The sequence below is a fragment of the Streptomyces sp. RK62 genome, assembly GCF_018070255.1.
Taxonomy (GTDB): Bacteria; Actinomycetota; Actinomycetes; order Streptomycetales; family Streptomycetaceae; genus Streptomyces; species Streptomyces nigra.
Map to the genome: position 1 here is coordinate 62255 of NZ_JAGPYD010000019.1, position 20581 is coordinate 82835.

Below are 20581 nucleotides of genomic sequence, written 5' to 3' on the forward strand. Positions count from 1 at the left end.
GATGGCTATGACGTCGGACGTTCATGTACGGGACCTGCGGTACTTCGTGACGGTCGCCGAGGAGCTGCACTTCACCCACGCGGCCGCCCGGCTGTACGTCTCCCAGCCCGCCCTCAGCAAGCAGGTACGGGCGCTGGAGCGGCAGTTGGGCGTGGAGTTGCTGGACCGGGGGCCGCGCGGGGTGACGCTCACCGAGGCCGGTGCGGCTCTGCTGCCGCACGCGCGGCGGGTGCTGGCCGCCTGGGCGGAGGGGGCGGCGGCGCTGGACGCGGTGCGGGCGGCGGCCCGCGGCACCCTGGTCGTGGGCATGAGCACCAGCCCCGGCCGTGGCGGGCTGCTGCCGGCGATCAGGTCGCGGTTCACGGCCGCGCACCCCGAGGTGTCGGTCCGGTTGCGGCAGGTGAGCTGGGAGGACCCCACGGCCGGTCTGGCGCACGGCGAGGCGGACGTCGCCTTCGTCTGGCTGCCGCTGCCCGACGCCGGCCGCTACGGCTGGACGGTGGTCGCCGAGGAGCCCCGGCTGGTCGCGCTGCCCGAGACGCATCCGCTGGCCGACCGGCCCGAGGTGGACTTCGCGGACCTCGCCGACGAGCCGTTCCTCGCCCTGCCGCAGAGCGCCGGGCCGCTGCGCGACCACTGGCTGGCGCTGGACGAACGCGGCGGACGGCCACCGCGGATCGGCGCCGAGATCGCGAGCACCGAGGAGACCTACGAGGCCCTGGTCGCCGGCCTCGGCGTCTGCCTGCTGGCCTCGGGCAACGCGCCCCTGATCACCCTCGGCGGTGTGGTGACCCGCCCGGTCCGGGGCCTCTCCCCGACCCGCTACGCCCTGGCCTGGCGCCGCACGGACGCCGACCGCCCGTGGGTACGGGCGTATGCGCGGGCGTGCGGGGAGGTGAGGGGGCAAGGGTGACCGGCTCCGTGACGGTCAGGCGTCCTCGGTGGCCGCCTGGCGGGCCCCCGCACCCAGCCGGGCCTGTTCCTCCTCGACGATACGGCGGGCCAGGCCCAGGTCGGAGACGTCCACCGCGTCCGGGGTCGACTCGGCGACCGCGCTGCGGCGGGCGTAGGCGTCGAAGAGGCGGGACTTGTTCTCCAGGAGCCGCACCAGGCGTTCGTCCACGCCGCCCGTGCACAGCAGGCGGTGCACCTGCACCGAGCGGACCTGGCCCATACGGTGGGCGCGGGCGACCGCCTGGTGCTCGACGGTCGGCTTGAGCTGCGGCTCGCACAGGATGACCACGGACGCGGCCTGCATGTTCAGGCCCACTCCCCCGGCCTCGATCTGCGCGAGCAGCACCGCGTGGCCGGGCGCGGCGGCGAAGTCGTCGACGAGCCGCTGCCGGCGCGCGGGCGGCACACTCCCGGTGAGCGGCCCGAACATGTGCCCCTCGCCGCTCTTCCCGAGTGCCTCGTGAACCGTGCTGAGCACGTCACGGAACGCGGAGAACACCACGACCTTGAGCCCGTTCTCGGCGGCCTCCGCGGCGATCTCCCGCAGCCGGTCCAGCTTCGCGGACGCGGCGGGCCGCGCGTAGGCCGCCCTGCGCATGGCCATGAAGTTGCCCGCCCGCACGGCCTCCCGGTACGCCTCCTCGTCCTGGGCGCTGGGCTCCTCCCACTCGTCGGTGTGCTGCAGCGCGGGGAGTTCGGTGAGGACGTCCTGCTGGTTGCGCCGGAGATAGACCGGCGCGACGGCCTTGCGGAACGCCTTCGAGCCCGCGACGCCGTCGTGTTCGTCCACGCGCGCGGCGAGGTCCGGCTGCAGGATCCGCACCAGGCTGCGGAACTCCTCCACCCGGTTCTCCATGGGTGTGCCGGTCAGGAACAGCACGCGGTCGCAGGTGCCCGCCCAGGCGGAGACGGCGCCGGCGCGGCGCGTGCTCGGGTTCTTGACGTAGTGCGCCTCGTCGACGACGAGCAGGCCGAGCTCGCCGGTGCCGGGCGCGGGGAAGCCGCGCAGGGCGTCGAAGGTGGTGACGGCGACGCCGCCCCGCTCCTTCCAGTCGGTGAACGCGTCCTGCCGGTCCGGGCCGTGCACCGGGGTGACCCGCAGCGTGCTGCGCTTCTCGATCTCCCGGGTCCAGTTGATGAGCACGCTGGCCGGGCAGACCACCAGGAAGTGGGTCTCGCCCCGGGCCGCCAGATGCGCCAGCGCGGCGATGGCCTGGATCGTCTTGCCGAGCCCCATCTCGTCGCCGAGGATCACCCGGCGCTGGGCGAGCGCGAAGCGGGTGCCGAACGCCTGGTAGCCGCGCAGCGACACCCGGCGGTGGGTGTCGTCCAGCGGCTGGTCCCGCACCCGGTCGGCCACCTCGTCCGGCAGGAAGCCCTCGGCGGCGGCCGGGTCGGGGGCGCGGCCCGTGACCTCGGCGAGCAGGCTGTAGTACTCGGCGGAGCGCAGCTCGAAGTCGACGAGGGCGGCCAGGTCGGACTCCGGGCGGCGCAGCAGGTCCACCGAGGCCTGCGCCAGCAGCTCCGGCACCCCGTCCTCGCGCGCCCGCTCCGTCAGCGCGCGGACCTCCGCCACGGCGGCGACCGCCCGCTCCCGGCCGGCCCGCCCGGCGAACAGCATCCGCAGCCGCCCGGCCGCTGGAGCCGCCTCGGCCAGCAGCGGGCCGAGCCGCTTCTCCAGCCCGGCGGCCGTCTCCACGGCCCGGCGCGCCTCGGGCCCCGCCTCCACCAGCACGTGCAGGGCCGCGACCAGCGCGGTGGTCCGCGGCTCCGGCCGGTCCACGTCGATGTGCACGGCCACGGTGTCCCGTACGGCGTCGGCGATCCGCCGCGCGGCGGCCACCGTCTGATCGGCGGTCTGCCTGCCGACGCCGGGCAACTGCTGCAAGCGGTAGGACCCGGCATCGAGCACCTGCCCGACCGTCCGGAACCCGCCCTTCTCCACCTCGCCGAGCCGCAGCCGGCCCTCGGTGAGGTCCTTCAGCCGGGCGACCGGGATCGCGTCCAGCTCATGCCGTACGAGCTCGTCGTGGATCGGCTCCAGCGCCGCGCGCACGGCGGCCACGGCCCGCGCGTGGTCCCCGGCCACCCCCTGCACGGCCTCGTACAGCCGCCGCCCCCCGGCAACCGCGTCCCGCTCACTGCGCCCCATGCCGCCCCCGCCCTCCCGACGCGTCCTCGCATCCTGCCACTGGGACGGGGGCACCTCCGAGCCCGGTCCACCGACACCGCACCATCCCGCGCTCGGACCTGCGCCGAGTCGCTACCGTCGCACCATGACAGCGCTGCCCGACTGGATGCGCCCACCACGTGAGGAGGGCTGGTCCGCGGACGACCTGGATCACCTCCCCGCGGCACCTCGCCACACCGAACTGATCGACGGGGGCGGAGTCGTCCGACAGGAGGAGGACCGGGTCGGAGACCTCCCGCAGCTCGATGACGCGTCCGGCCGGTCGTACGACGCCCGCGCGGAACTGATCGACATCGGCCCCGACGCGATCCCCGCCCTCATCGGCGGACTGCCCTCCCTCGGCGGCTTCGGTCAGCTGACCGCCATCGAGGTCTTCGAAGAGGTGGCGGACCCCCGCTGCGGCCCGGCTCTGATCGCCCTCCTCGGCAGCGACGACTCGACCGTCCGGGAGTGGGCGGCGACGGCCCTGGCGAGCCTGAAGATCGACGGCGCGGTCGAGCCCGTACGCCGCGCCTACCGCGCCTGCCTGGAACGGGCGACCCCACCGGACTGGACCGAGTCCGTCGGCATCCGCTGGGCCCTGACCGAACTCGGCGCCCGCACCCCCGTCGTCCCACCACACACGGCGCGCCTACGAGCCAGCGCCGCGGACGACGCCCCCGGCTGGCCCTCGGCCCATTTCACCGAGATCATCGACGACCTGGCCGACCACGCCCAGGTGATCCTCTACTCCCAGTTCTGGCGAGTGGACACCGGCCGCACCTACGGCGTCCCCGGCCCCGGCCTGGACTGGGAACTCGACTGGATCGACCGCGCCGACCTGCACCCGGAGAGGTGACCGATGCCGTTCCAACACCCCGAGGAAGTCGGCTACGGCCACGTGATCGAGCGCTACGCGGCAAGGAAGGACTCGGGCCGAGCGCGCTACCTCGTCCTGAAGAGTGGTCGATTCCTGCGGCCCGAATGGCCTCACGGCGAAAGCTTCGCCCATCACCTCATCGACGACGCGGCCACGATCACCGATGCGGAGTTGGAAGCCCTCCTCGGCTACGAGTGGCGTTCGCGCCTCACCGCCGCATGGCTGATCGGCGTCGACCGCCGCGACCGGTTCCGCGAACGCATCGGCGACCTGCTCCTGGCCAGCGAGGTCTGCTTCTCGGGTAGCGCCTACTGCTTCGCCCTGGCCCGCTTCGGCACCCACGCGGACGCCGAGATCCTCACCGCCTACCTCGACCACTACCTCCCGCGCACCGATCTCCGCTACGACCAGCACGCAGCCCTGGGCGCCCTCCTTCGCCTGGACGCCCACCTCGGCACCCACCACGCCGACCGCTTCACCCGGCCCGACGGTCTCTGGGACCAGTGGGTCGACGCCCTGCCCCACCTCCGCGGCCACCCCGCCTACACCCCCGTCGAGCGGCGCCGCGCGACAGACCTCCAGTGCGACTTCGCCAACGGCTGGCGACGCCCGTGACCACAAAGGCCGCCCGACCCGCCGCATCGCAGGTCGGACGGCCTTTGGCCGGGCGTATCAGACGTTGAAGCGGAACTCCACCACGTCGCCGTCCTGCATGATGTAGTCCTTGCCCTCCATGCGGGCCTTGCCCTTGGCGCGGGCCTCGGCGACCGAGCCGGTCTCGACCAGGTCCTCGAAGGAGATGACCTCCGCCTTGATGAAGCCCTTCTGGAAGTCCGTGTGGATGACTCCGGCGGCCTCGGGGGCGGTGGCGCCCTTCTTGATGGTCCAGGCGCGGGACTCCTTGGGGCCGGCCGTCAGGTAGGTCTGCAGGCCGAGGGTGTTGAAGCCCACGCGGGCCAGCGTGGCGAGGCCGGGCTCCTCGGCGCCGACCGACTCCAGGAGCTCCATGGCGTCCTCCTCGTCCAGCTCGGCGAGGTCCGCCTCCAGCTTGGCGTTGAGGAAGATCGCCTCGGCGGGGGCGACCAGGGCGCGCTGCTCGGCCTTGAAGTCGTCGTCGACCAGCTCGTCCTCGTCGACGTTGAAGACGTAGAGGAAGGGCTTGGTGGTCAGGAGGTGCAGGTCGTGCAGCAGCTCCTCGTTGCCGGAGCCCTGGACGATGCCCGCGGAGAACAGGGTGTCGCCCTTCTCCAGGATCTCCTTGGCCTCCTCGACGGCCTTCACCTTCGGCGCGATGTCCTTCTTGATCCGCGACTCCTTCTGCAGGCGCGGCAGGACCTTCTCGATGGTCTGGAGGTCGGCGAGGATCAGCTCGGTGTTGATCGTCTCGATGTCGTCCTTCGGCGAGACCTTGCCGTCGACGTGGACGACGTTCTCGTCCTTGAAGGCTCGGATGACCTGGCAGATCGCGTCCGACTCACGGATGTTCGCCAGGAACTTGTTGCCCAGACCCTCGCCCTCGGAGGCGCCGCGCACGATGCCCGCGATGTCGACGAAGTCGACGGTCGCCGGGAGGATCCGCTGGGAACCGAAGATCTCGGCCAGCTTCGCCAGACGCGCGTCGGGGACGCCGACCACACCGACGTTGGGCTCGATCGTGGCGAACGGGTAGTTGGCCGCCAGCACGTCGTTCTTGGTCAGGGCGTTGAACAGGGTCGACTTGCCGACATTCGGCAGACCGACGATTCCGATCGTGAGCGACACGTTGCGACTTCCCGTACGTGAGAGGTGAGGACTGGGGGGCTTGGCCGATCCACCAGTCTACGGCGTGCCGGGCCCGCCTCCCGCGTGCCGTCGAACACCTGGCCAAGGTGCGCCCCCGGGCGTGTCCGTCGCCCGCCGCACCCCGTGCCCCGGCCTAGGTTGGTCCGGTGGAGCGGCACGGCGCGCGACCCGCCGGGTACGGAATGCCACGAGATACGCGGTTCCACGTGGGGTGAGGGCGGGTACGCGGCGCGCGAGCGGTTTGCGGATGTCGAGGCGGACGGGGACACGGTGGAACGGCGGGGCGAGGGCCGTACGAGGCGCGGCGAGGGCGGGCTCATGCCCGGCGGTGGTGAGCGGGGTGGCGGAGAAGGCGGTGGCGGGAACGGGCGGAGGTCCGCCTGGCCGGCCTCGCGGTCCGCACAGTCGCCTCAAGGGCTGTCCCGGTCGGCACAGTCGCCCCAAGGGCTGTCCCGGTCGGCCCGGTCCGCTCAGGACGCCCGGGAGCGGCGGCCGCTGCGGAGGGACGCTCCCGTGCGGCCCGCTCCGGCCACGCGGCCCGTCGCCCAGCGGCGGCCCGTCTCCGCACGGCCCGCAGGGGCCGTACGGCGGCCCGGTCCGGCCCCGGTGGCAGCGCAGGCCCGGCGGTTTCCGAACCCCCGGCTGACCGGACTCGGCAGCGGGCTGTTCTGCGGCGCCGCGATGCTGCTGCTCGGCTTTATCGACGCGGCGGTGTCCGGCTCGCTCGGTCTCTACAGCGTCGCGTTCCTGCCGGTGTGCGCGCTGACCGCGCTGTGGGTGCGCGAGGGTGATCTGCTGACCGCCCCCGTGGTTCTGCCGAACGCGTTCGCGCTGGGGCTGCTGCCGGCGGCCGACCATGGCGGGGGCTTCGGCGGTCACCTGATGGGGCTGGTGACCGCCCTCGCGACCGAGGCCGGATGGCTGTACGGCGGGACGCTGCTCGCCGGTGTGGTCGTCCTGGTGCGCCGGGTCCGGCTGGTGGCCCGCCGGAACGCCGCCCGGCACCCCGGGCACCCCGGGGTCTGAGCGCCGCCCTACCCGGCGATGTCCGTCTCCGCCGCGTGCATCGCGGCGCCCACGATCCCCGCGTTGTTCTGCAGCTGCGCCGGGACGATCTCCGCGCGGATGCCCTCGATGTGGGGCAGGAACTTGTGCGCCTTACGGCTCACGCCGCCGCCGATGATGAACAGCTCGGGCGAGAACAGCATCTCCACGTGCGCGAGGTACTTCTGGACCCGGCGGGCCCAGTGCTCCCACGTCAGGTCCTCGTCCTCCTTGGCCTTGCTGGAGGCGCGCTTCTCCGCGTCGTGGCCGTTCAGTTCCAGGTGGCCGAGCTCGGTGTTGGGGACCAGGCGACCGTCGATGAACAGGGCGCTGCCGATGCCCGTGCCGAAGGTGAGCAGGACCACCGTGCCCTTGCGGCCGCGCCCGGCGCCGAAGTGCATCTCGGCGACACCGGCGGCGTCCGCGTCGTTGACCACCGTCACCGGCAGGCCGCCGAGGCGCTCGCCGAACAACGCGCGCGCGTCGGTGTCGATCCAGCTCTTGTCGACGTTCGCGGCGGTGCGGATCGTGGAGCCGTCGGTCACCACACCGGGGAAGGTGAGGCCGACCGGGCCGGTCCATCCGAAGTGCTCGACCACCTGGCGCGCACCGTCGGCGACCGAGTCGGGGGTCGCCGGGTGCGGGGTGAGCACCTTGTGGCGCTCCTGGGCGAGGTCGCCCTTGTCGAGGTCCACCGGGGCACCCTTGATCCCGGATCCGCCGATGTCCAAGCCGAAGATCTGCATGGCCCTACGGTACGACGGACGCCTGACGGTCACTCACCGGTCGCGGTGGCGGTCCGCTCGGCGATGAGCGTGGCCGCCTCCTCGCGCAGGTCGCGGCGGAGCTCCTTGGGCAGCGAGAAGGTGATGGACTCCTCGGCCGCCTTGACGATCTCGACGTCCTCGAAGCCGCGCTGCGACAGCCACTCCAGGACCTGCTCGACCAGAACCTCCGGCACCGAGGCGCCCGAGGTGACGCCGACCGTGGTGACGCCCTCCAGCCAGGACTCCTCGATCTCGTCGGCGAAGTCCACGAGGTACGCGTCGCGGGCGCCCGCCAGCTTGGCGACCTCCACCAGCCGCTTGGAGTTGGAGGAGTTGCGCGAGCCGACGACGATGACCAGGTCGGCCTCGGCGCCCATCTGCTTCACGGCGAGCTGGCGGTTCTGCGTGGCGTAGCAGATGTCGTCGCTGGGCGGCGAGATCAGCTGGGGGAACTTCTCCTTGAGCGCGTCGACGGTCTCCATGGTCTCGTCGACGGAGAGCGTGGTCTGGGAGAGCCAGACGACCTTGGACTCGTCGCGGACCTCGACCTTGGCGACGTCGCCGGGGCCGTCGACGAGCTGGATGTGCTCGGGGGCCTCGCCGGACGTGCCGATGACCTCTTCGTGGCCCTCGTGTCCGATGAGGAGGATGTCGTAGTCCTCGTTGGCGAAGCGGACCGCTTCCTTGTGGACCTTGGTGACCAGCGGGCACGTCGCGTCGATGGTGGCCAGCTTGCCGCGCGCGGCCTCCTCGTGGACGACGGGGGCGACGCCGTGGGCCGAGAACATCACGATGTTGCCCGGCGGCACCTCCTCCGTGCGCTCGACGAAGACGGCGCCCTTCTTCTCCAGGGTCTGCACGACGTACTTGTTGTGGACGATCTCGTGCCGGACGTAGACGGGAGCGCCGTACTGCTCCAGGGCTTTCTCGACGGCGATCACGGCGCGGTCCACACCCGCGCAGTAGCCACGGGGGGCGGCGAGCAGGACACGGCGGCCAGGCGAAGCAGTCATGCGTCCCATCGTAAGGGTGCGCCGCCCGCCCCGAAGATCGCCCGGGGTGTGGGGTGGTGCGAGGGGCGGAACGCGGCGCGCGGGGCGCCCGTCCACGCCCTCGCCGCACGGACGGGCGGTGTTGTCGGTGGCGGCCGTTACGCTCGCGGCATGGCTGTGAACACGTCGCCCGAGTCCCCGTTGCCCGTCGGTGAGGTGTCCCGGCTCATCGGGGGGTGGATCGACCGGCTCGGCGCGATCTGGGTGGAGGGGCAGATCACCCAGCTGTCGCGGCGGCCCGGCGCGGGCGTGGTGTTCCTGACGCTGCGCGACCCGTCGTACGACATCTCGGTGAGCGTGACCTGCTACCGGCAGGTGTTCGACGCGGTGTCGGACGTGGTGAGCGAGGGCGCGCGGGTCGTGGTGCTGGCCAAGCCCGAGTGGTACGCGCCGCGCGGGCAGCTCTCGCTGCGGGCGACCGAGATCAAGCCGGTCGGCGTCGGGGAGCTGCTGGCCCGGCTGGAGATGCTGAAGAAGTCCCTGGCCGCGGAGGGTTTGTTCGCTCCGGAGCGCAAGAGGGCGCTGCCGTTCCTGCCGCAGCTCGTCGGCCTGGTGTGCGGGCGGGCGTCCGCCGCCGAGCGGGACGTCCTGGAGAACGCGCGGCACCGCTGGCCCGCCGTCCGCTTCGAGGTGCGCAATGTCCCGGTGCAGGGTGTGCACGCGGTGCCGCAGGTGGTGCAGGCGGTCAAGGAGCTGGACGCCCTCGACGACGTGGACGTGATCATCGTCGCGCGGGGCGGTGGCAGCGTCGAGGATCTGCTGCCGTTCTCCGACGAGCAGCTGGTGCGGGCCGTGGCTGCCTGCCGTACGCCCGTGGTGTCCGCGATCGGGCACGAGCCGGACAATCCGCTGCTGGACCTGGTCGCCGATCTGCGCGCCTCCACCCCGACCGACGCCGCCAAGAAGGTCGTCCCGGACGTGGGCGAGGAGTACGAGCGGGTGCGGATGCTGCGGGACCGGGCCCGGCGGTGCGTGGAGGCGTACGTCGAGCGGGAGGAGCGGGGGCTCGCGCACGCTCTCGCGCGCCCCTCGATAGAGGATCCGCACCGGATGATCGACGAGCGGGCCGACCATGTGGCCTCGCTCCTCGACCGCGGTCGCCGCTGCCTCGGGCATCACCTGGACCGGGCCGCGTCCGAGCTGACGCACACGCACGCGCGCGTGGTGGCCCTCTCCCCGGCGGCGACCCTGAAGCGGGGGTACGCCGTGCTGCAGCGGGAGGACGGGCATGTGGTGCGCGATCCCGGTGAGGTGACGGCGGCCGAGGTGCTGCGCGCCCGGGTCGCCGAGGGCGAGTTCTCCGTACGAGTCGACGCAGGAAGCGATGCATAGGGTGGGCGGCATGACCGGCAAGGTGGAAGAGGCCCTCGGGTACGAGCAGGCCCGGGACGAGCTGATTGAGGTCGTACGGCGGCTGGAGGCGGGCGGCACGACGCTGGAGGAGTCGCTCGCGCTCTGGGAGCGCGGCGAGGAGCTGGCGAAGGTGTGCCGGCGCTGGCTGGACGGCGCGCGGGCGCGCCTGGACGCGGCGCTCGCCGGGGAGGAGGCCGGCGACGGGCCGGAGGAGACCGGCGACGACGACTGAGCCGCCCGCTCGGGGACTGTGAGGCGACTCACCAGAGACCATTTGTTGAACATTGAACTTTTCTCGCGTACTGTCGCTCGCGTAAGCGGTCCACGGTCCGTTTACGCGTGCCGTGCGGCCCCCGTGCGGCGCCCCCCACGACGTACCACCGAGAAGGTTCCGCATGTCTCTCGTCCTCGACCCCGCCGCCCAGGACCTGCTGTTCCGTGAGGCCCGCACCGCCAACACCTTCACCGACGAGCCGGTGACCGACGAGCAGGTGCAGGCGGTCTACGACCTGGTCAAGTACGGCCCGACCTCCATGAACCAGTCCCCGCTGCGGGTCACGCTGGTCCGCTCCGCCGAGGCCCGTGAGCGCCTGGTGCAGCACATGGCCGAGGGCAACCGGCAGAAGACCGCCACCGCCCCGCTGGTCGCGATCCTCTCCGCGGACAACGAGTTCCACGAGGAGCTGCCGGCCCTCTTCCCGCACTTCCCGCAGGCCAAGGACGCCGTCTTCGGCGACCGCGTGGTCCGCGAGAACAGCGCCGCGCTGAACGGCGCCCTCCAGGCCGCCTACTTCATCGTCGGCGTCCGCGCCGCCGGGCTGGCCGCCGGCCCGATGACCGGCTTCGACTTCGAGGGCGTCCGCAAGGAGTTCCTGGACGACGACCACACCCCGCTGATGGTCGTCAACATCGGCCGCCCCGGCCCGGACGCCTGGTACCCGCGCTCCCCGCGCCTGGCGTACGAGCAGGTCGTCACCACGGTCTGATCCGGCGCGCGGCCCAGGTCGTGTCCGCCCGCCCATGACGAAGGCCCCCGGCAGCACTCGCCGGGGGCCTTCGCCGCGCTCAGGGGGTCACTCGGCCCGCAGGGCCTTCGCCATCCGGGTCAGCTCGCCGAAGGAGCCGGTCCCGGCGACCACGGTCGTCGCGCCGTCCTCCTGGGAGACCAGGGCGTCGTAGCGGCCGCCGGTCCAGCGGGTCCAGGTGCGCTCGCCGATCCGCTCGGTGACGTCCGTCCTGCCCGCACCCTGGGTGGCCTGCTCGATGAACTCGGCCGGCTTCTCCGTCGACTGCTGGACCTGCACATAGCCGCCGTCCGGGGTGTGATAGCCGAGATGCCATGCGTCGAACTGGTCGGCCCGGAAGCGGACGGAGGTCGGCTTCCACGTGTCGGGCAGCCCCTGGGGCGCCACCACCGGGTAGGACGCCGCCCGGCGGGCGGTGAGCAGCTCGACGCGGTAGTCGACCCGCGGGATGTCGGGCGTGCCGTCGTCGTGCGGCACGAAGAGATAGACGACTCCCGCCGCGAGCACGGTCACCCCGAGGGAGAGAACCATGTTGCGGACCGACTTCTGCTTAACCTTCGAACCAGCCACGCCTCTATCGTCGCAGGTGCCCTGGCTGCTCATCCGTGGGGCCCCCTGCTCATTCTGTTCACCCGGGGATAGAGTCGAGCCGGTCACCCTCATCCGGCCGTCGTCGTATCAGAAAGGTGCGCTCCGATGACCGAGAATCATCATCATCTGCCGTCCGAACTCGAGGTACCGAGCGAAGCCCCCGACCGCAACCTGGCCCTGGAACTGGTCCGTGTGACCGAGGCGGCCGCGATGGCGGCGGGCCGCTGGGTCGGTCGCGGCGAGAAGAACGGCGCCGACGGCGCCGCGGTGCGCGCCATGCGGACCCTCGTCCACACCGTGTCGATGAACGGCGTCGTCGTCATCGGTGAGGGCGAGAAGGACGAGGCGCCCATGCTCTTCAACGGGGAGCGGGTCGGCGACGGGACGGGCCCGGAGTGCGACATCGCCGTGGACCCGATCGACGGCACCACGCTCACCGCCAAGGGCATGCCCAACGCGATCTCCGTGCTGGCCGCGGCCGACCGGGGCTCCATGTTCGACCCGTCGGCCGTGTTCTACATGGACAAGCTCGTCACCGGGCCCGAGGCCGCCGACTTCGTCGACATCGACGCGCCCGTCGGGGTCAACATCCGCCGGGTCGCCAAGGCCAAGCGGGCCACCGTCGAGGACGTCACCGTCGTCATCCTCGACCGCCCCCGCCACGAGGGCATCATCAAGGAGATCCGGGACGCCGGCGCGCGGATCAAGCTGATCTCCGACGGCGATGTCGCCGGCTCCATCTACGCGCTCCGCGAGGGCACCGGCGTCGACATGCTGCTCGGCATCGGCGGCACCCCCGAGGGCATCATCTCGGCCTGCGCGGTGAAGTGCCTCGGCGGCACCATCCAGGGCAAGCTGTGGCCCAAGGACGACGAGGAGCGGCAGCGGGCGATCGACGCCGGGCACGACCTGGACCGGGTCCTCATGACGGACGACCTGGTCGCCGGCGACAACGTCTTCTTCGTCGCGACCGGCATCACCGACGGCGAGTTGCTGCGCGGTGTGCGCTACCGGTCGGAGACGGCGACGACCGACTCGATCGTGATGCGCTCGAAGTCGGGCACGGTGCGCCGGATCGACTCCGAGCACCGGCTGAGCAAGCTGCGGGCCTACAGCGCCATCGACTTCGACAGGGCGAAGTGACGGCGGAGCGGTCCCGCTGAGCGGCAAGGGCGCCCCCGGTGCGGAGGGGGCGCCCTTTTCCGTCGTGTCTCAGCCGGCCTGGGCTATCCGGTTCGCGGCGCCCACCGTCTTCTTCAGCTCCATCTCGCGGCGGCGGCGCCGGGCGAGGACGACCCGGCGCTCGGCCGCGGTCAGTCCGCCCCACACGCCGTACGGCTCGGGCTGGAGGAGGGCGTGCTCCCGGCACTCGACCATGACCGGACAGCGCGCGCAGACGCGCTTGGCGGCCTCCTCGCGGGAGAGGCGGGCCGCGGTGGGCTCCTTGGAGGGTGCGAAGAACAGGCCCGCTTCGTCGCGCCGGCACACCGCTTCGGTGTGCCACGGGGCGTCCTGATCCCTGTCTCGCGCTGGCACCCGCTGGGCCGGAACGGCGGCTACCTGCAGGGACGAATGCGGCGGTTGCAGCACGGTCTACTCCTGACGACGGCTTCGCGAGCGAGAGACGATGCGACAAGGTCTACCCGCTGTACGCGCGCCTATGCGGGGAGTTCCGAACCGCTGGGTCCCGGGCCGCCCCAGACGCCCCGCCGGGCCCGCCGAGCGCGGGAACCGGCCCGTCCGGTTCACGACCGTCAATGCTCCAGGTGCCGGCGCAAACTCCGGTCGACCTTGCGGTGCACCCGGTCCAGGATGTCCGCGACGAGCTTCCCGCGCCGGGGCCTGCCCTCGATGCTGCCGAGCACGGCCCAGCCGTCGATGTGGACGACCGGCGCGTCCGGGTCCTCCGCGTCGAGATGGTCCACCTCGAAGGCGCCGAGGACGCCGCCGCCGGTGCCGCGCAGCGACACGTTCTCCGGGACGCGGACCTCGACGCTGCCGAAGACCGACCACGCCCGGATCACGATGTGCTGGTACTGGAAGAGGGCCTCGCTGAGATCGATCTCCACGCTGCCGAAGACGGCGTACGCGTGGATACGGCGGCCCGCGCGCCAGCGCCCCTTGCGCACGGCGCTGCTGAACACCGCGACCACATGGTCGTCGGCGTCGGCCGGGACCGGGCCCGGCGCCGGGAGCGGGGCGGCGGGGGCGACACGGCGCGGATGCCCGGCCGGCAGATCCCGGATGAACGCCTCCAGCTCCCCGACCGTCCGGGCCGCCAGCACGCCCTCGACCCGCTCGGCGTGCTCGTCGGCGGTCAGCCGCCCCTCGGCCAGGGCGTCGCGCAGTATGTCGGTGATGCGGTCACGGTCCGCGTCGGAGGCGCGGAGCTCGGCGGCGGGAGCGGGCGCGGTGCGCTTCTGAAGGTCCACGGCAGCAGCGTACCGAAACACGATAGATCGCGATAGCCCTGGACCGATTCGTCCCGCGGTCACCGAACTGAGCCGGACCTCACAGGCTCGCCGTCAGAGGCAGGTTCTACGCTGGTGGACGCTGCCAACGGAGGCCAGCCGCTGTCTGTCGAGTGAGGAATGGGCGACATGCCTGAGTTCGCGTACACCGATCTGCTCCCCATGGGAGAGGACACCACCCCGTACCGGCTGGTGACCTCCGAGGGTGTCTCCACCTTCGAGGCCGACGGGCGGACCTTCCTCAAGGTGGAGCCCGAGGCGCTGCGCAAGCTCGCCGAGGAGGCCATCCACGACATCCAGCACTACCTGCGCCCCGCGCACCTGGCCCAGCTCCGCCGGATCATCGACGACCCCGAGGCGTCGGGCAACGACAAGTTCGTCGCGCTGGACCTGCTGAAGAACGCGAACATCGCGGCCGCCGGCGTCCTCCCGATGTGCCAGGACACCGGCACCGCGATCGTCATGGGCAAGCGCGGCCAGAACGTGCTGACCCAGGGCGAGGACGAGAAGGCCCTCTCCAAGGGCATCTACGACGCCTACCAGAACCTGAACCTGCGTTACTCGCAGATGGCTCCGCTCACCATGTGGGAGGAGAAGAACACCGGCTCCAACCTCCCGGCCCAGATCGAGCTGTACGCCACCGACGGCGGCGCCTACAAGTTCCTCTTCATGGCCAAGGGCGGCGGCTCGGCCAACAAGAGCTTCCTCTACCAGGAGACGAAGGCCGTCCTGAACGAGGCCTCCATGATGAAGTTCCTGGAGGAGAAGATCCGCTCCCTCGGTACGGCCGCCTGCCCGCCGTACCACCTGGCCATCGTCGTCGGCGGCACCTCCGCCGAGTACGCGCTCAAGACCGCCAAGTACGCCTCCGCGCACTACCTGGACGAGATCCCCGCCGAGGGCTCCGAGCTCGGCCACGGCTTCCGCGACAAGGAGCTGGAGCAGAAGGTCTTCGAGCTCACGCAGAAGATCGGCATCGGCGCGCAGTTCGGCGGCAAGTACTTCTGCCACGACGTCCGCGTGATCCGCCTCCCCCGGCACGGCGCGTCCTGCCCGGTCGCCCTCGCCGTCTCCTGCTCCGCCGACCGCCAGGCCGTCGCGAAGATCACCGCCGAGGGCGTCTTCCTGGAGCAGCTGGAGACCGACCCGGCGCGCTTCCTGCCGGACACCACCGACGAGCACCTGGACGAGTCCGGGGACGTCGTGAAGATCGACCTCAACCAGCCGATGGACACCATCCTGGCCGAGCTGACGAAGTACCCGGTCAAGACCCGCCTGTCCCTCTCCGGCCCGCTGGTCGTGGCCCGCGACATCGCGCACGCCAAGATCAAGGAGCGGCTGGACGCGGGCGAGGAGATGCCGCAGTACCTGAAGGACCACCCGGTCTACTACGCGGGCCCGGCCAAGACCCCCGAGGGCTACGCCTCCGGCTCCTTCGGCCCGACGACGGCCGGCCGCATGGACTCCTACGTCGAGCAGTTCCAGGCCGCGGGCGGCTCCAAGGTGATGCTCGCCAAGGGCAACCGCAGCAAGCAGGTCACCGACGCGTGCGGCACCCACGGCGGCTTCTACCTCGGCTCCATCGGCGGCCCGGCCGCCCGCCTCGCCCAGGACTGCATCAAGAAGGTCGAGGTCGTCGAGTACGAGGAGCTCGGCATGGAGGCGGTCTGGAAGATCGAGGTCGAGGACTTCCCGGCGTTCGTCGTCGTGGACGACAAGGGCAACGACTTCTTCCAGGATCCCGCGCCCGCGCCCACCTTCACGTCCATTCCGGTGCGCGGGCCCGGGCTCGGCTGAGCCGCGCGGTGACGATCCGCCTCCGTGGGGAACAGTGGTCGGGGTGCCGGTGCTGTGACACGTGGAGGTGATCGTCGATGACCGACGGACAGGACAGGGACGGGTACCGGGTCGAGCACGACTCGATGGGCGAGGTGCGGGTGCCCGCCCATGCCAAGTGGCGGGCGCAGACCCAGCGGGCCGTGGAGAACTTCCCCGTGTCCGGGCAGCGCATCGAGCGGGCGCACATCGAGGCGCTCGCCCGGATCAAGGGTGCCGCCGCGAAGGTGAACGCCCGGCTCGGGGTGCTCGACAAGGACGTCGCCGAGGCGATCCAGGAGGCGGCCGCGGAGGCCGCCGAGGGCCGGTGGGACGAGCACTTCCCCGTGGACGTGTTCCAGACCGGGTCCGGCACCTCGTCCAACATGAACACCAACGAGGTCATCGCGACCCTGGCGACCGAGCGGCTCGGCCGGGACGTGCACCCGAACGACCACGTCAACGCGTCCCAGTCGTCGAACGACGTCTTCCCGTCCTCGATCCACATCGCGGCCACCGCCGCCGTCACCCGGGACCTGATCCCGGCGCTCGAGCACCTCGCGGCGGCCCTGGAGCGCAAGGCCGGGGAGTTCGCCGACGTCGTGAAGTCGGGGCGGACGCATCTGATGGACGCCACGCCCGTGACGCTCGGTCAGGAGTTCGGCGGGTACGCGGCCCAGGTCCGGTACGGCGTCGAGCGGCTGCGGGCCTCGCTGCCCCGGCTCGCCGAGCTGCCGCTGGGCGGTACGGCCGTCGGCACCGGCATCAACACCCCGCCCGGGTTCTCCGCCGCCGTCATCGAGGAGGTCGCCCGGGCCACCGGGCTGCCGCTGACCGAGGCGCGCGACCACTTCGAGGCGCAGGGCGCCCGGGACGGCGTCGTGGAGACCAGCGGGCAGCTGCGGACGATCGCCGTAGGCCTGACGAAGATCGCCAACGATCTGCGGTGGATGGCGTCCGGGCCGCGCACCGGGCTCGCGGAGATCTCGCTGCCCGATCTGCAGCCCGGGTCGTCGATCATGCCGGGCAAGGTGAACCCGGTCATCCCGGAGGCCGTGCTCATGGTCTGCGCCCAGGTGATCGGCAACGACGCCACCGTCGCCACCGCGGGGGCGGCCGGCAACTTCGAGCTGAACGTGATGCTGCCGGTGATCGCGAAGAACGTGCTGGAGTCGGTGCGGCTGCTCGCGAACGTGTCCCGGCTGCTGGCGGACCGGACGGTCGACGGCATCGTGGCGCACCGCGAGCGGGCCCGGGAGTACGCGGAGTCCTCACCGTCGGTCGTCACGCCGCTGAACAAGTACATCGGGTACGAGGAGGCCGCCAAGGTCGCCAAGCGGGCGCTGGCGGAGCGCCGGACCATCCGCGAGGTCGTCCTGGACGGCGGATACGTGGAGCGCGGCGACCTGACGCTGGAGCAGTTGGACGAGGCGCTGGACGTGCTGCGGATGACACGGCCGTGACCGGTGGTCACGAAGGCGTGAACCGTGACCCGTCTCGCAGCGTCGTATGCCTGGGGCACCTAATATCTGTGCATGGCAGACGGCGGGTCGGTGACGACGGAAGTGGAAACGGGCGGGTCGACGGGCTTCTGGGCCCCCGGCTCGCACATCCTGTGGCGGTACCGGGAGAACGCGGGCCCGCGTTTCCACATCGCGCGTCCGGTCACCGTCGTCCGTGACGACGAGGAGCTGCTCGCGGTGTGGCTCGCGCCGGGCACGGAGTGCGTCAAGCCGGTGCTGACCGACGGGACGGCGATACATCTGGAGCCGTTGCGGACCCGGTACACCAAGCCGCGTACCGTCGCGCGGGGCCGCTGGTTCGGGACCGGGGTGCTGAAGCTGGCGCGGCCGGGTGAGCCGTGGTCGGTGTGGCTGTTCTGGGAGCCGGGCTGGCGGTTCAAGAACTGGTACGTGAACCTGGAGGAGCCGCTGGCCCGTTGGGCGGGCGGGGTGGATTCCGAGGACCACTTCCTCGACATCTCGGTGCATCCGGACCGCAGTTGGCACTGGCGGGACGAGGACGAGTTCGCGCAGGCCCGGCGGGACGGTCTGGTGGACGAGCGGCTGGCCGCGCGGGTGCGGCGGGCCGGGGAGTCGGCGGTGGAGGTGATCCGCGCGTGGGGGCCGCCGTTCCGCGACGGCTGGCAGAACTGGCGCCCCGATCCGTCCTGGGCTGTACCTTCTTTGCCTGAGGACTGGGACCGTACGCCCGCGCGGCTGTCGTCATGAGACCCTTGATGCGCCCCCCTGCAAGAAACGTAGGATCGTCCTCCGCACGGGCGCGCGGGGACAACTGACGGACGAAGCGCCGGGCTTGACCGATCGTCACCGAGGGGCGGCAGGACGTGAGCGAGGGTTACCAGGGCGGCGCCGGCACGGACCGGCGCCGGTACCGCACGGGTGGCACAGGAACTGCCTCTGGTCACGCGAAATTTCCGTTCCCAGGGCATGTATTGCGGGTATCGGAGTCTCGGCGGGACGAACTGCACGCGTGGCGCGCAGCCCCGGACGGATGGATTCGAGAGGCGTGACGGAGCAGCCGACCTCCTACGAGCGCCCCGAGGCGGGCGTCGACCCCGCGGAGCCCCGCGGGGCGCTCGCGCGTTCCTCGGCGCCCCGCGCCACGTCCACGCGCCCCTCCGGAGGCGGTGCCGCGTTACCCGCGCAGGCCCGCACCGGAGAGACCCCTTCCACGCCGGGCACCACCGCACCGTCCGGCCCGAGCAAGGAGCCCCCAGTCATCGTCGGCAACGGTCCCGAGCACGCGCAGCCCTCCGTCGCCGAGCCCGACGCGCACCGGCCACGGCCGGCGCCGGAGGCGATTCCTCCGCAGCCGGGTGCCGAGCAGCCCCCGGCGTCCGCGGAGCGGCGTACCGGTCAGGGGGTGCAGCCGGGCCGTCCCACGCCGATGCGGCGGGACGGGGACCGGCTGCGTTTCGTGGGCGCGGCGACCCGGCGGATCGCGCGCGGCATAGACCTGGACGAGATCGTGATGGGGCTGTGCCGGGCGACCGTGCCGACGTTCTCCGACGCGATCCTGGTCTATCTGCGCGATCCGCTGCCGGTCGGGGACGAGCGGCCGACGGGGCCGGTGGTGCTGCGGCTGCGGCGTACGGACCGCATCCCGGAGGAGCGGGACACCGAGGGTTTCCTGCCGCCGGCGCCGCCCGCGGACCCGGCGGAGCTGTCCGGGCTTTCGGCGGTGACGGCCGAGCTGTGCGAGGTGCGTCCCGGGGGCGCGCTGGCGGAGGTGCTGCGCGGGGTGCGTCCGGTGTTCGCGGACGCGCCGGCCGCGCGGGCCGCGCTGCCCGAACTCCTCGGCGAGGAGGGCGAGTCGATCATTCCGGACGGTCAGCGGGCGATCCTGGCCCCGCTGCGGGGGCGGCGCCGGGTGATCGGCGCGGCGGTGTTCCTGCGCCGCCCGGAGCGCCTCGCGTTCGAGCCGGACGATCTGCTGGTGGCGGCGCAGCTGGCCACGCACAGCGCGCTGGGCATCGACAAGGCGGTGCTGTACGGCCGTGAGGCGTACATCGCGGACGAGCTGCAGCGCACGATGCTGCCGGAGACGCTGCCGCGTCCGACGGGGGTGCGGCTCGCCTCGCGCTATCTGCCGGCCGCTGAGACCGCCCGGGTCGGCGGCGACTGGTACGACGCGATCCCACTGCCGGGCAGCCGGGTGGCGCTGGTGGTGGGCGATGTCATGGGGCACTCCATGACGTCCGCCGCGATCATGGGCCAGCTGCGGACGACGGCGCAGACCCTCGCGGGGCTGGACCTGCCGCCGCAGGAGGTCCTGCACCATCTGGACGAGCAGGCGCAGCGGCTGGGCACCGACCGGATGGCGACCTGCCTGTACGCGGTCTACGACCCGGTCGCGCACCGGATCACGATCGCCAACGCCGGGCATCCGCCGCCGGTGCTGCTGCATCTGGGCGGGCACGCGGAGGTGCTGCGGGTGCCGGCGGGCGCGCCGATCGGTGTCGGCGGTGTGGACTTCGAGGCGGTGGAGCTGGACGCGCCGGCCGGGGCGACCCTGCTGCTGTACACGGACGGCCTGGTGGAGTCGCGGCTGCGGGACGTGTGGACCGGGATAGAGCAGCTGCGGGAGAAGCTCGCGGCGACCGCGCAGCTGACCGGCCCGGACCATCCGCCGCCGCTGGAGGCGCTGTGCGACGACGTGCTGGACATGCTCGGTCCCGGTGACCGTGACGACGACATCGCGCTGCTCGCCGCCCGGTTCGACGGGATCGCGCCGAGCGATGTGGCGTACTGGCATCTGGACCCGGAGGACGCGGCGCCGGGGCGGGCCCGTCGGCTGGCCCGGGGCGCGTTGTCGGGCTGGGGGATGGAGGAGCTGACCGACTCGGTCGAGCTGCTGGTGAGCGAGATCGTGACGAACGCGGTCCGCTACGCCTCCCGTCCGGTGACGCTGCGGCTGCTGCGCACGGATGTGCTGCGCTGCGAGGTCGGCGACGACGTGCCGCAGCTGCCGAGGCTGCGGCAGGCACGGGCCACGGACGAGGACGGGCGCGGGCTGTATCTGGTGAACCGGCTGGCGCGGCGCTGGGGTGCGACCCGGCTGAGCACCGGCAAGGTGGTCTGGTTCGAGCTGAACCGCGGCTCGGCCGCGGGCTGAAAAGGGCGCCGCGCCCCTGGGAGGGCGCGGCGCCGGGCC

19 protein-coding genes are annotated in these 20581 nt (G+C 72.2%); 12 read left to right on the forward strand and 7 right to left on the reverse strand.

Annotation, left to right across the window (positions count from 1 at the left end):
- Position 1: 1 nt before the first annotated feature.
- On the forward strand, positions 2 to 913 hold the full coding sequence (locus KBY32_RS30835) for a LysR family transcriptional regulator (RefSeq protein WP_210982408.1): 912 nt from the start codon (positions 2 to 4) through the stop codon (positions 911 to 913).
- A 15-nt stretch (positions 914 to 928) separates the two neighbouring features.
- Here KBY32_RS30835 and KBY32_RS30840 read toward each other — a convergent pair whose 3' ends face one another.
- Positions 929 to 3106 (reverse strand): DEAD/DEAH box helicase, encoded by a 2178-nt coding sequence (locus KBY32_RS30840; protein WP_210982409.1) that lies wholly within the window; start codon positions 3104 to 3106, stop codon positions 929 to 931.
- Between the two features lie 124 nt (positions 3107 to 3230).
- Between KBY32_RS30840 and KBY32_RS30850 the strand changes: the two genes are divergently transcribed.
- Together KBY32_RS30850 and KBY32_RS30855 are read left to right on the forward strand one after the other, a co-directional pair.
- Complete coding sequence (locus KBY32_RS30850) at positions 3231 to 3983, forward strand: HEAT repeat domain-containing protein (RefSeq protein WP_247690235.1); 753 nt, start codon at positions 3231 to 3233, stop codon at positions 3981 to 3983.
- Between the two features lie 3 nt (positions 3984 to 3986).
- Positions 3987 to 4619, forward strand: a complete 633-nt coding sequence (locus tag KBY32_RS30855; RefSeq protein ID WP_210982410.1) for a DUF6000 family protein — start codon at positions 3987 to 3989, stop codon at positions 4617 to 4619.
- Between the two features lie 57 nt (positions 4620 to 4676).
- Here KBY32_RS30855 and ychF read toward each other — a convergent pair whose 3' ends face one another.
- Positions 4677 to 5765, reverse strand: a complete 1089-nt coding sequence (gene ychF, locus KBY32_RS30860) for a redox-regulated ATPase YchF (RefSeq protein WP_055621807.1) — start codon at positions 5763 to 5765, stop codon at positions 4677 to 4679.
- Positions 5766 to 6299: 534 nt separating this feature from the next.
- On the opposite strand from ychF, the gene KBY32_RS30865 reads away from it, so the two are divergent.
- Positions 6300 to 6812: a DUF6542 domain-containing protein gene (locus KBY32_RS30865; protein ID WP_308293811.1), complete on the forward strand. Its 513-nt coding sequence runs from the start codon at positions 6300 to 6302 to the stop codon at positions 6810 to 6812.
- Between the two features lie 8 nt (positions 6813 to 6820).
- Here KBY32_RS30865 and ppgK read toward each other — a convergent pair whose 3' ends face one another.
- Positions 6821 to 7576: a polyphosphate--glucose phosphotransferase gene (gene ppgK / locus KBY32_RS30870; protein ID WP_210982411.1), complete on the reverse strand. Its 756-nt coding sequence runs from the start codon at positions 7574 to 7576 to the stop codon at positions 6821 to 6823.
- A gap of 29 nt (positions 7577 to 7605) precedes the next feature.
- Positions 7606 to 8619 carry a 4-hydroxy-3-methylbut-2-enyl diphosphate reductase gene (locus KBY32_RS30875; RefSeq protein WP_079033619.1) on the reverse strand — a complete coding sequence of 338 codons (1014 nt, stop codon included), beginning with the start codon at positions 8617 to 8619 and terminating at the stop codon, positions 7606 to 7608.
- A gap of 141 nt (positions 8620 to 8760) precedes the next feature.
- On the opposite strand from KBY32_RS30875, the gene xseA reads away from it, so the two are divergent.
- The 3 genes from xseA (at position 8761) to KBY32_RS30890 (ending at position 10988) form a co-directional block, all read left to right on the forward strand.
- The gene (xseA, locus tag KBY32_RS30880) at positions 8761 to 9981 is read left to right on the forward strand and encodes an exodeoxyribonuclease VII large subunit (RefSeq protein ID WP_210982412.1); all 1221 of its coding nucleotides are present in this window, start codon (positions 8761 to 8763) and stop codon (positions 9979 to 9981) included.
- 10 nt (positions 9982 to 9991) lie between these two features.
- Positions 9992 to 10234 carry an exodeoxyribonuclease VII small subunit gene (locus KBY32_RS30885; protein WP_210982413.1) on the forward strand — a complete coding sequence of 81 codons (243 nt, stop codon included), beginning with the start codon at positions 9992 to 9994 and terminating at the stop codon, positions 10232 to 10234.
- Between the two features lie 163 nt (positions 10235 to 10397).
- Entirely contained in the window at positions 10398 to 10988 is a 591-nt protein-coding gene (locus tag KBY32_RS30890; protein WP_055621803.1) for a malonic semialdehyde reductase, read from the forward strand.
- Positions 10989 to 11075: 87 nt separating this feature from the next.
- Here KBY32_RS30890 and KBY32_RS30895 read toward each other — a convergent pair whose 3' ends face one another.
- Positions 11076 to 11597 (reverse strand): DUF4245 domain-containing protein, encoded by a 522-nt coding sequence (locus tag KBY32_RS30895; RefSeq protein ID WP_210982414.1) that lies wholly within the window; start codon positions 11595 to 11597, stop codon positions 11076 to 11078.
- Between the two features lie 126 nt (positions 11598 to 11723).
- Between KBY32_RS30895 and glpX the strand changes: the two genes are divergently transcribed.
- Entirely contained in the window at positions 11724 to 12761 is a 1038-nt protein-coding gene (glpX, locus tag KBY32_RS30900; RefSeq protein WP_055621801.1) for a class II fructose-bisphosphatase, read from the forward strand.
- A 69-nt stretch (positions 12762 to 12830) separates the two neighbouring features.
- Here glpX and KBY32_RS30905 read toward each other — a convergent pair whose 3' ends face one another.
- On the reverse strand, positions 12831 to 13208 hold the full coding sequence (locus KBY32_RS30905; RefSeq protein WP_079033618.1) for a WhiB family transcriptional regulator: 378 nt from the start codon (positions 13206 to 13208) through the stop codon (positions 12831 to 12833).
- 164 nt (positions 13209 to 13372) lie between these two features.
- Complete coding sequence (locus tag KBY32_RS30910; protein WP_210982415.1) at positions 13373 to 14050, reverse strand: DUF1707 domain-containing protein; 678 nt, start codon at positions 14048 to 14050, stop codon at positions 13373 to 13375.
- A gap of 168 nt (positions 14051 to 14218) precedes the next feature.
- Between KBY32_RS30910 and KBY32_RS30915 the strand changes: the two genes are divergently transcribed.
- The 4 genes from KBY32_RS30915 to KBY32_RS30930 all read left to right on the forward strand — a co-directional run bounded on the left by KBY32_RS30915 (position 14219) and on the right by KBY32_RS30930 (position 20542).
- Positions 14219 to 15886, forward strand: a complete 1668-nt coding sequence (locus KBY32_RS30915) for a fumarate hydratase (protein ID WP_210982416.1) — start codon at positions 14219 to 14221, stop codon at positions 15884 to 15886.
- Positions 15887 to 15963: 77 nt separating this feature from the next.
- Positions 15964 to 17367 carry an aspartate ammonia-lyase gene (locus KBY32_RS30920; RefSeq protein WP_210982417.1) on the forward strand — a complete coding sequence of 468 codons (1404 nt, stop codon included), beginning with the start codon at positions 15964 to 15966 and terminating at the stop codon, positions 17365 to 17367.
- Positions 17368 to 17439: 72 nt separating this feature from the next.
- The gene (locus KBY32_RS30925) at positions 17440 to 18135 is read left to right on the forward strand and encodes a DUF402 domain-containing protein (protein ID WP_181890381.1); all 696 of its coding nucleotides are present in this window, start codon (positions 17440 to 17442) and stop codon (positions 18133 to 18135) included.
- Positions 18136 to 18418: 283 nt separating this feature from the next.
- Positions 18419 to 20542 carry an ATP-binding SpoIIE family protein phosphatase gene (locus KBY32_RS30930; RefSeq protein WP_208645949.1) on the forward strand — a complete coding sequence of 708 codons (2124 nt, stop codon included), beginning with the start codon at positions 18419 to 18421 and terminating at the stop codon, positions 20540 to 20542.
- Positions 20543 to 20581: the final 39 nt, after the last annotated feature.

Coding starts and splice junctions, on each gene's coding strand:
- KBY32_RS30835 (WP_210982408.1), top strand. CDS start 2: ATGGCTATGACGTCGGACGTTCATGTACGGGACCTGCGGTACTTCGTG.
- KBY32_RS30840 (WP_210982409.1), bottom strand. CDS start 3,106: ATGGGGCGCAGTGAGCGGGACGCGGTTGCCGGGGGGCGGCGGCTGTAC.
- KBY32_RS30850 (WP_247690235.1), top strand. CDS start 3,231: ATGACAGCGCTGCCCGACTGGATGCGCCCACCACGTGAGGAGGGCTGG.
- KBY32_RS30855 (WP_210982410.1), top strand. CDS start 3,987: ATGCCGTTCCAACACCCCGAGGAAGTCGGCTACGGCCACGTGATCGAG.
- ppgK (WP_210982411.1), bottom strand. CDS start 7,576: ATGCAGATCTTCGGCTTGGACATCGGCGGATCCGGGATCAAGGGTGCC.
- KBY32_RS30875 (WP_079033619.1), bottom strand. CDS start 8,619: ATGGGACGCATGACTGCTTCGCCTGGCCGCCGTGTCCTGCTCGCCGCC.
- xseA (WP_210982412.1), top strand. CDS start 8,761: ATGGCTGTGAACACGTCGCCCGAGTCCCCGTTGCCCGTCGGTGAGGTG.
- KBY32_RS30885 (WP_210982413.1), top strand. CDS start 9,992: ATGACCGGCAAGGTGGAAGAGGCCCTCGGGTACGAGCAGGCCCGGGAC.
- KBY32_RS30890 (WP_055621803.1), top strand. CDS start 10,398: ATGTCTCTCGTCCTCGACCCCGCCGCCCAGGACCTGCTGTTCCGTGAG.
- glpX (WP_055621801.1), top strand. CDS start 11,724: ATGACCGAGAATCATCATCATCTGCCGTCCGAACTCGAGGTACCGAGC.
- KBY32_RS30915 (WP_210982416.1), top strand. CDS start 14,219: ATGCCTGAGTTCGCGTACACCGATCTGCTCCCCATGGGAGAGGACACC.
- KBY32_RS30920 (WP_210982417.1), top strand. CDS start 15,964: ATGACCGACGGACAGGACAGGGACGGGTACCGGGTCGAGCACGACTCG.
- KBY32_RS30925 (WP_181890381.1), top strand. CDS start 17,440: ATGGCAGACGGCGGGTCGGTGACGACGGAAGTGGAAACGGGCGGGTCG.
- KBY32_RS30930 (WP_208645949.1), top strand. CDS start 18,419: ATGGATTCGAGAGGCGTGACGGAGCAGCCGACCTCCTACGAGCGCCCC.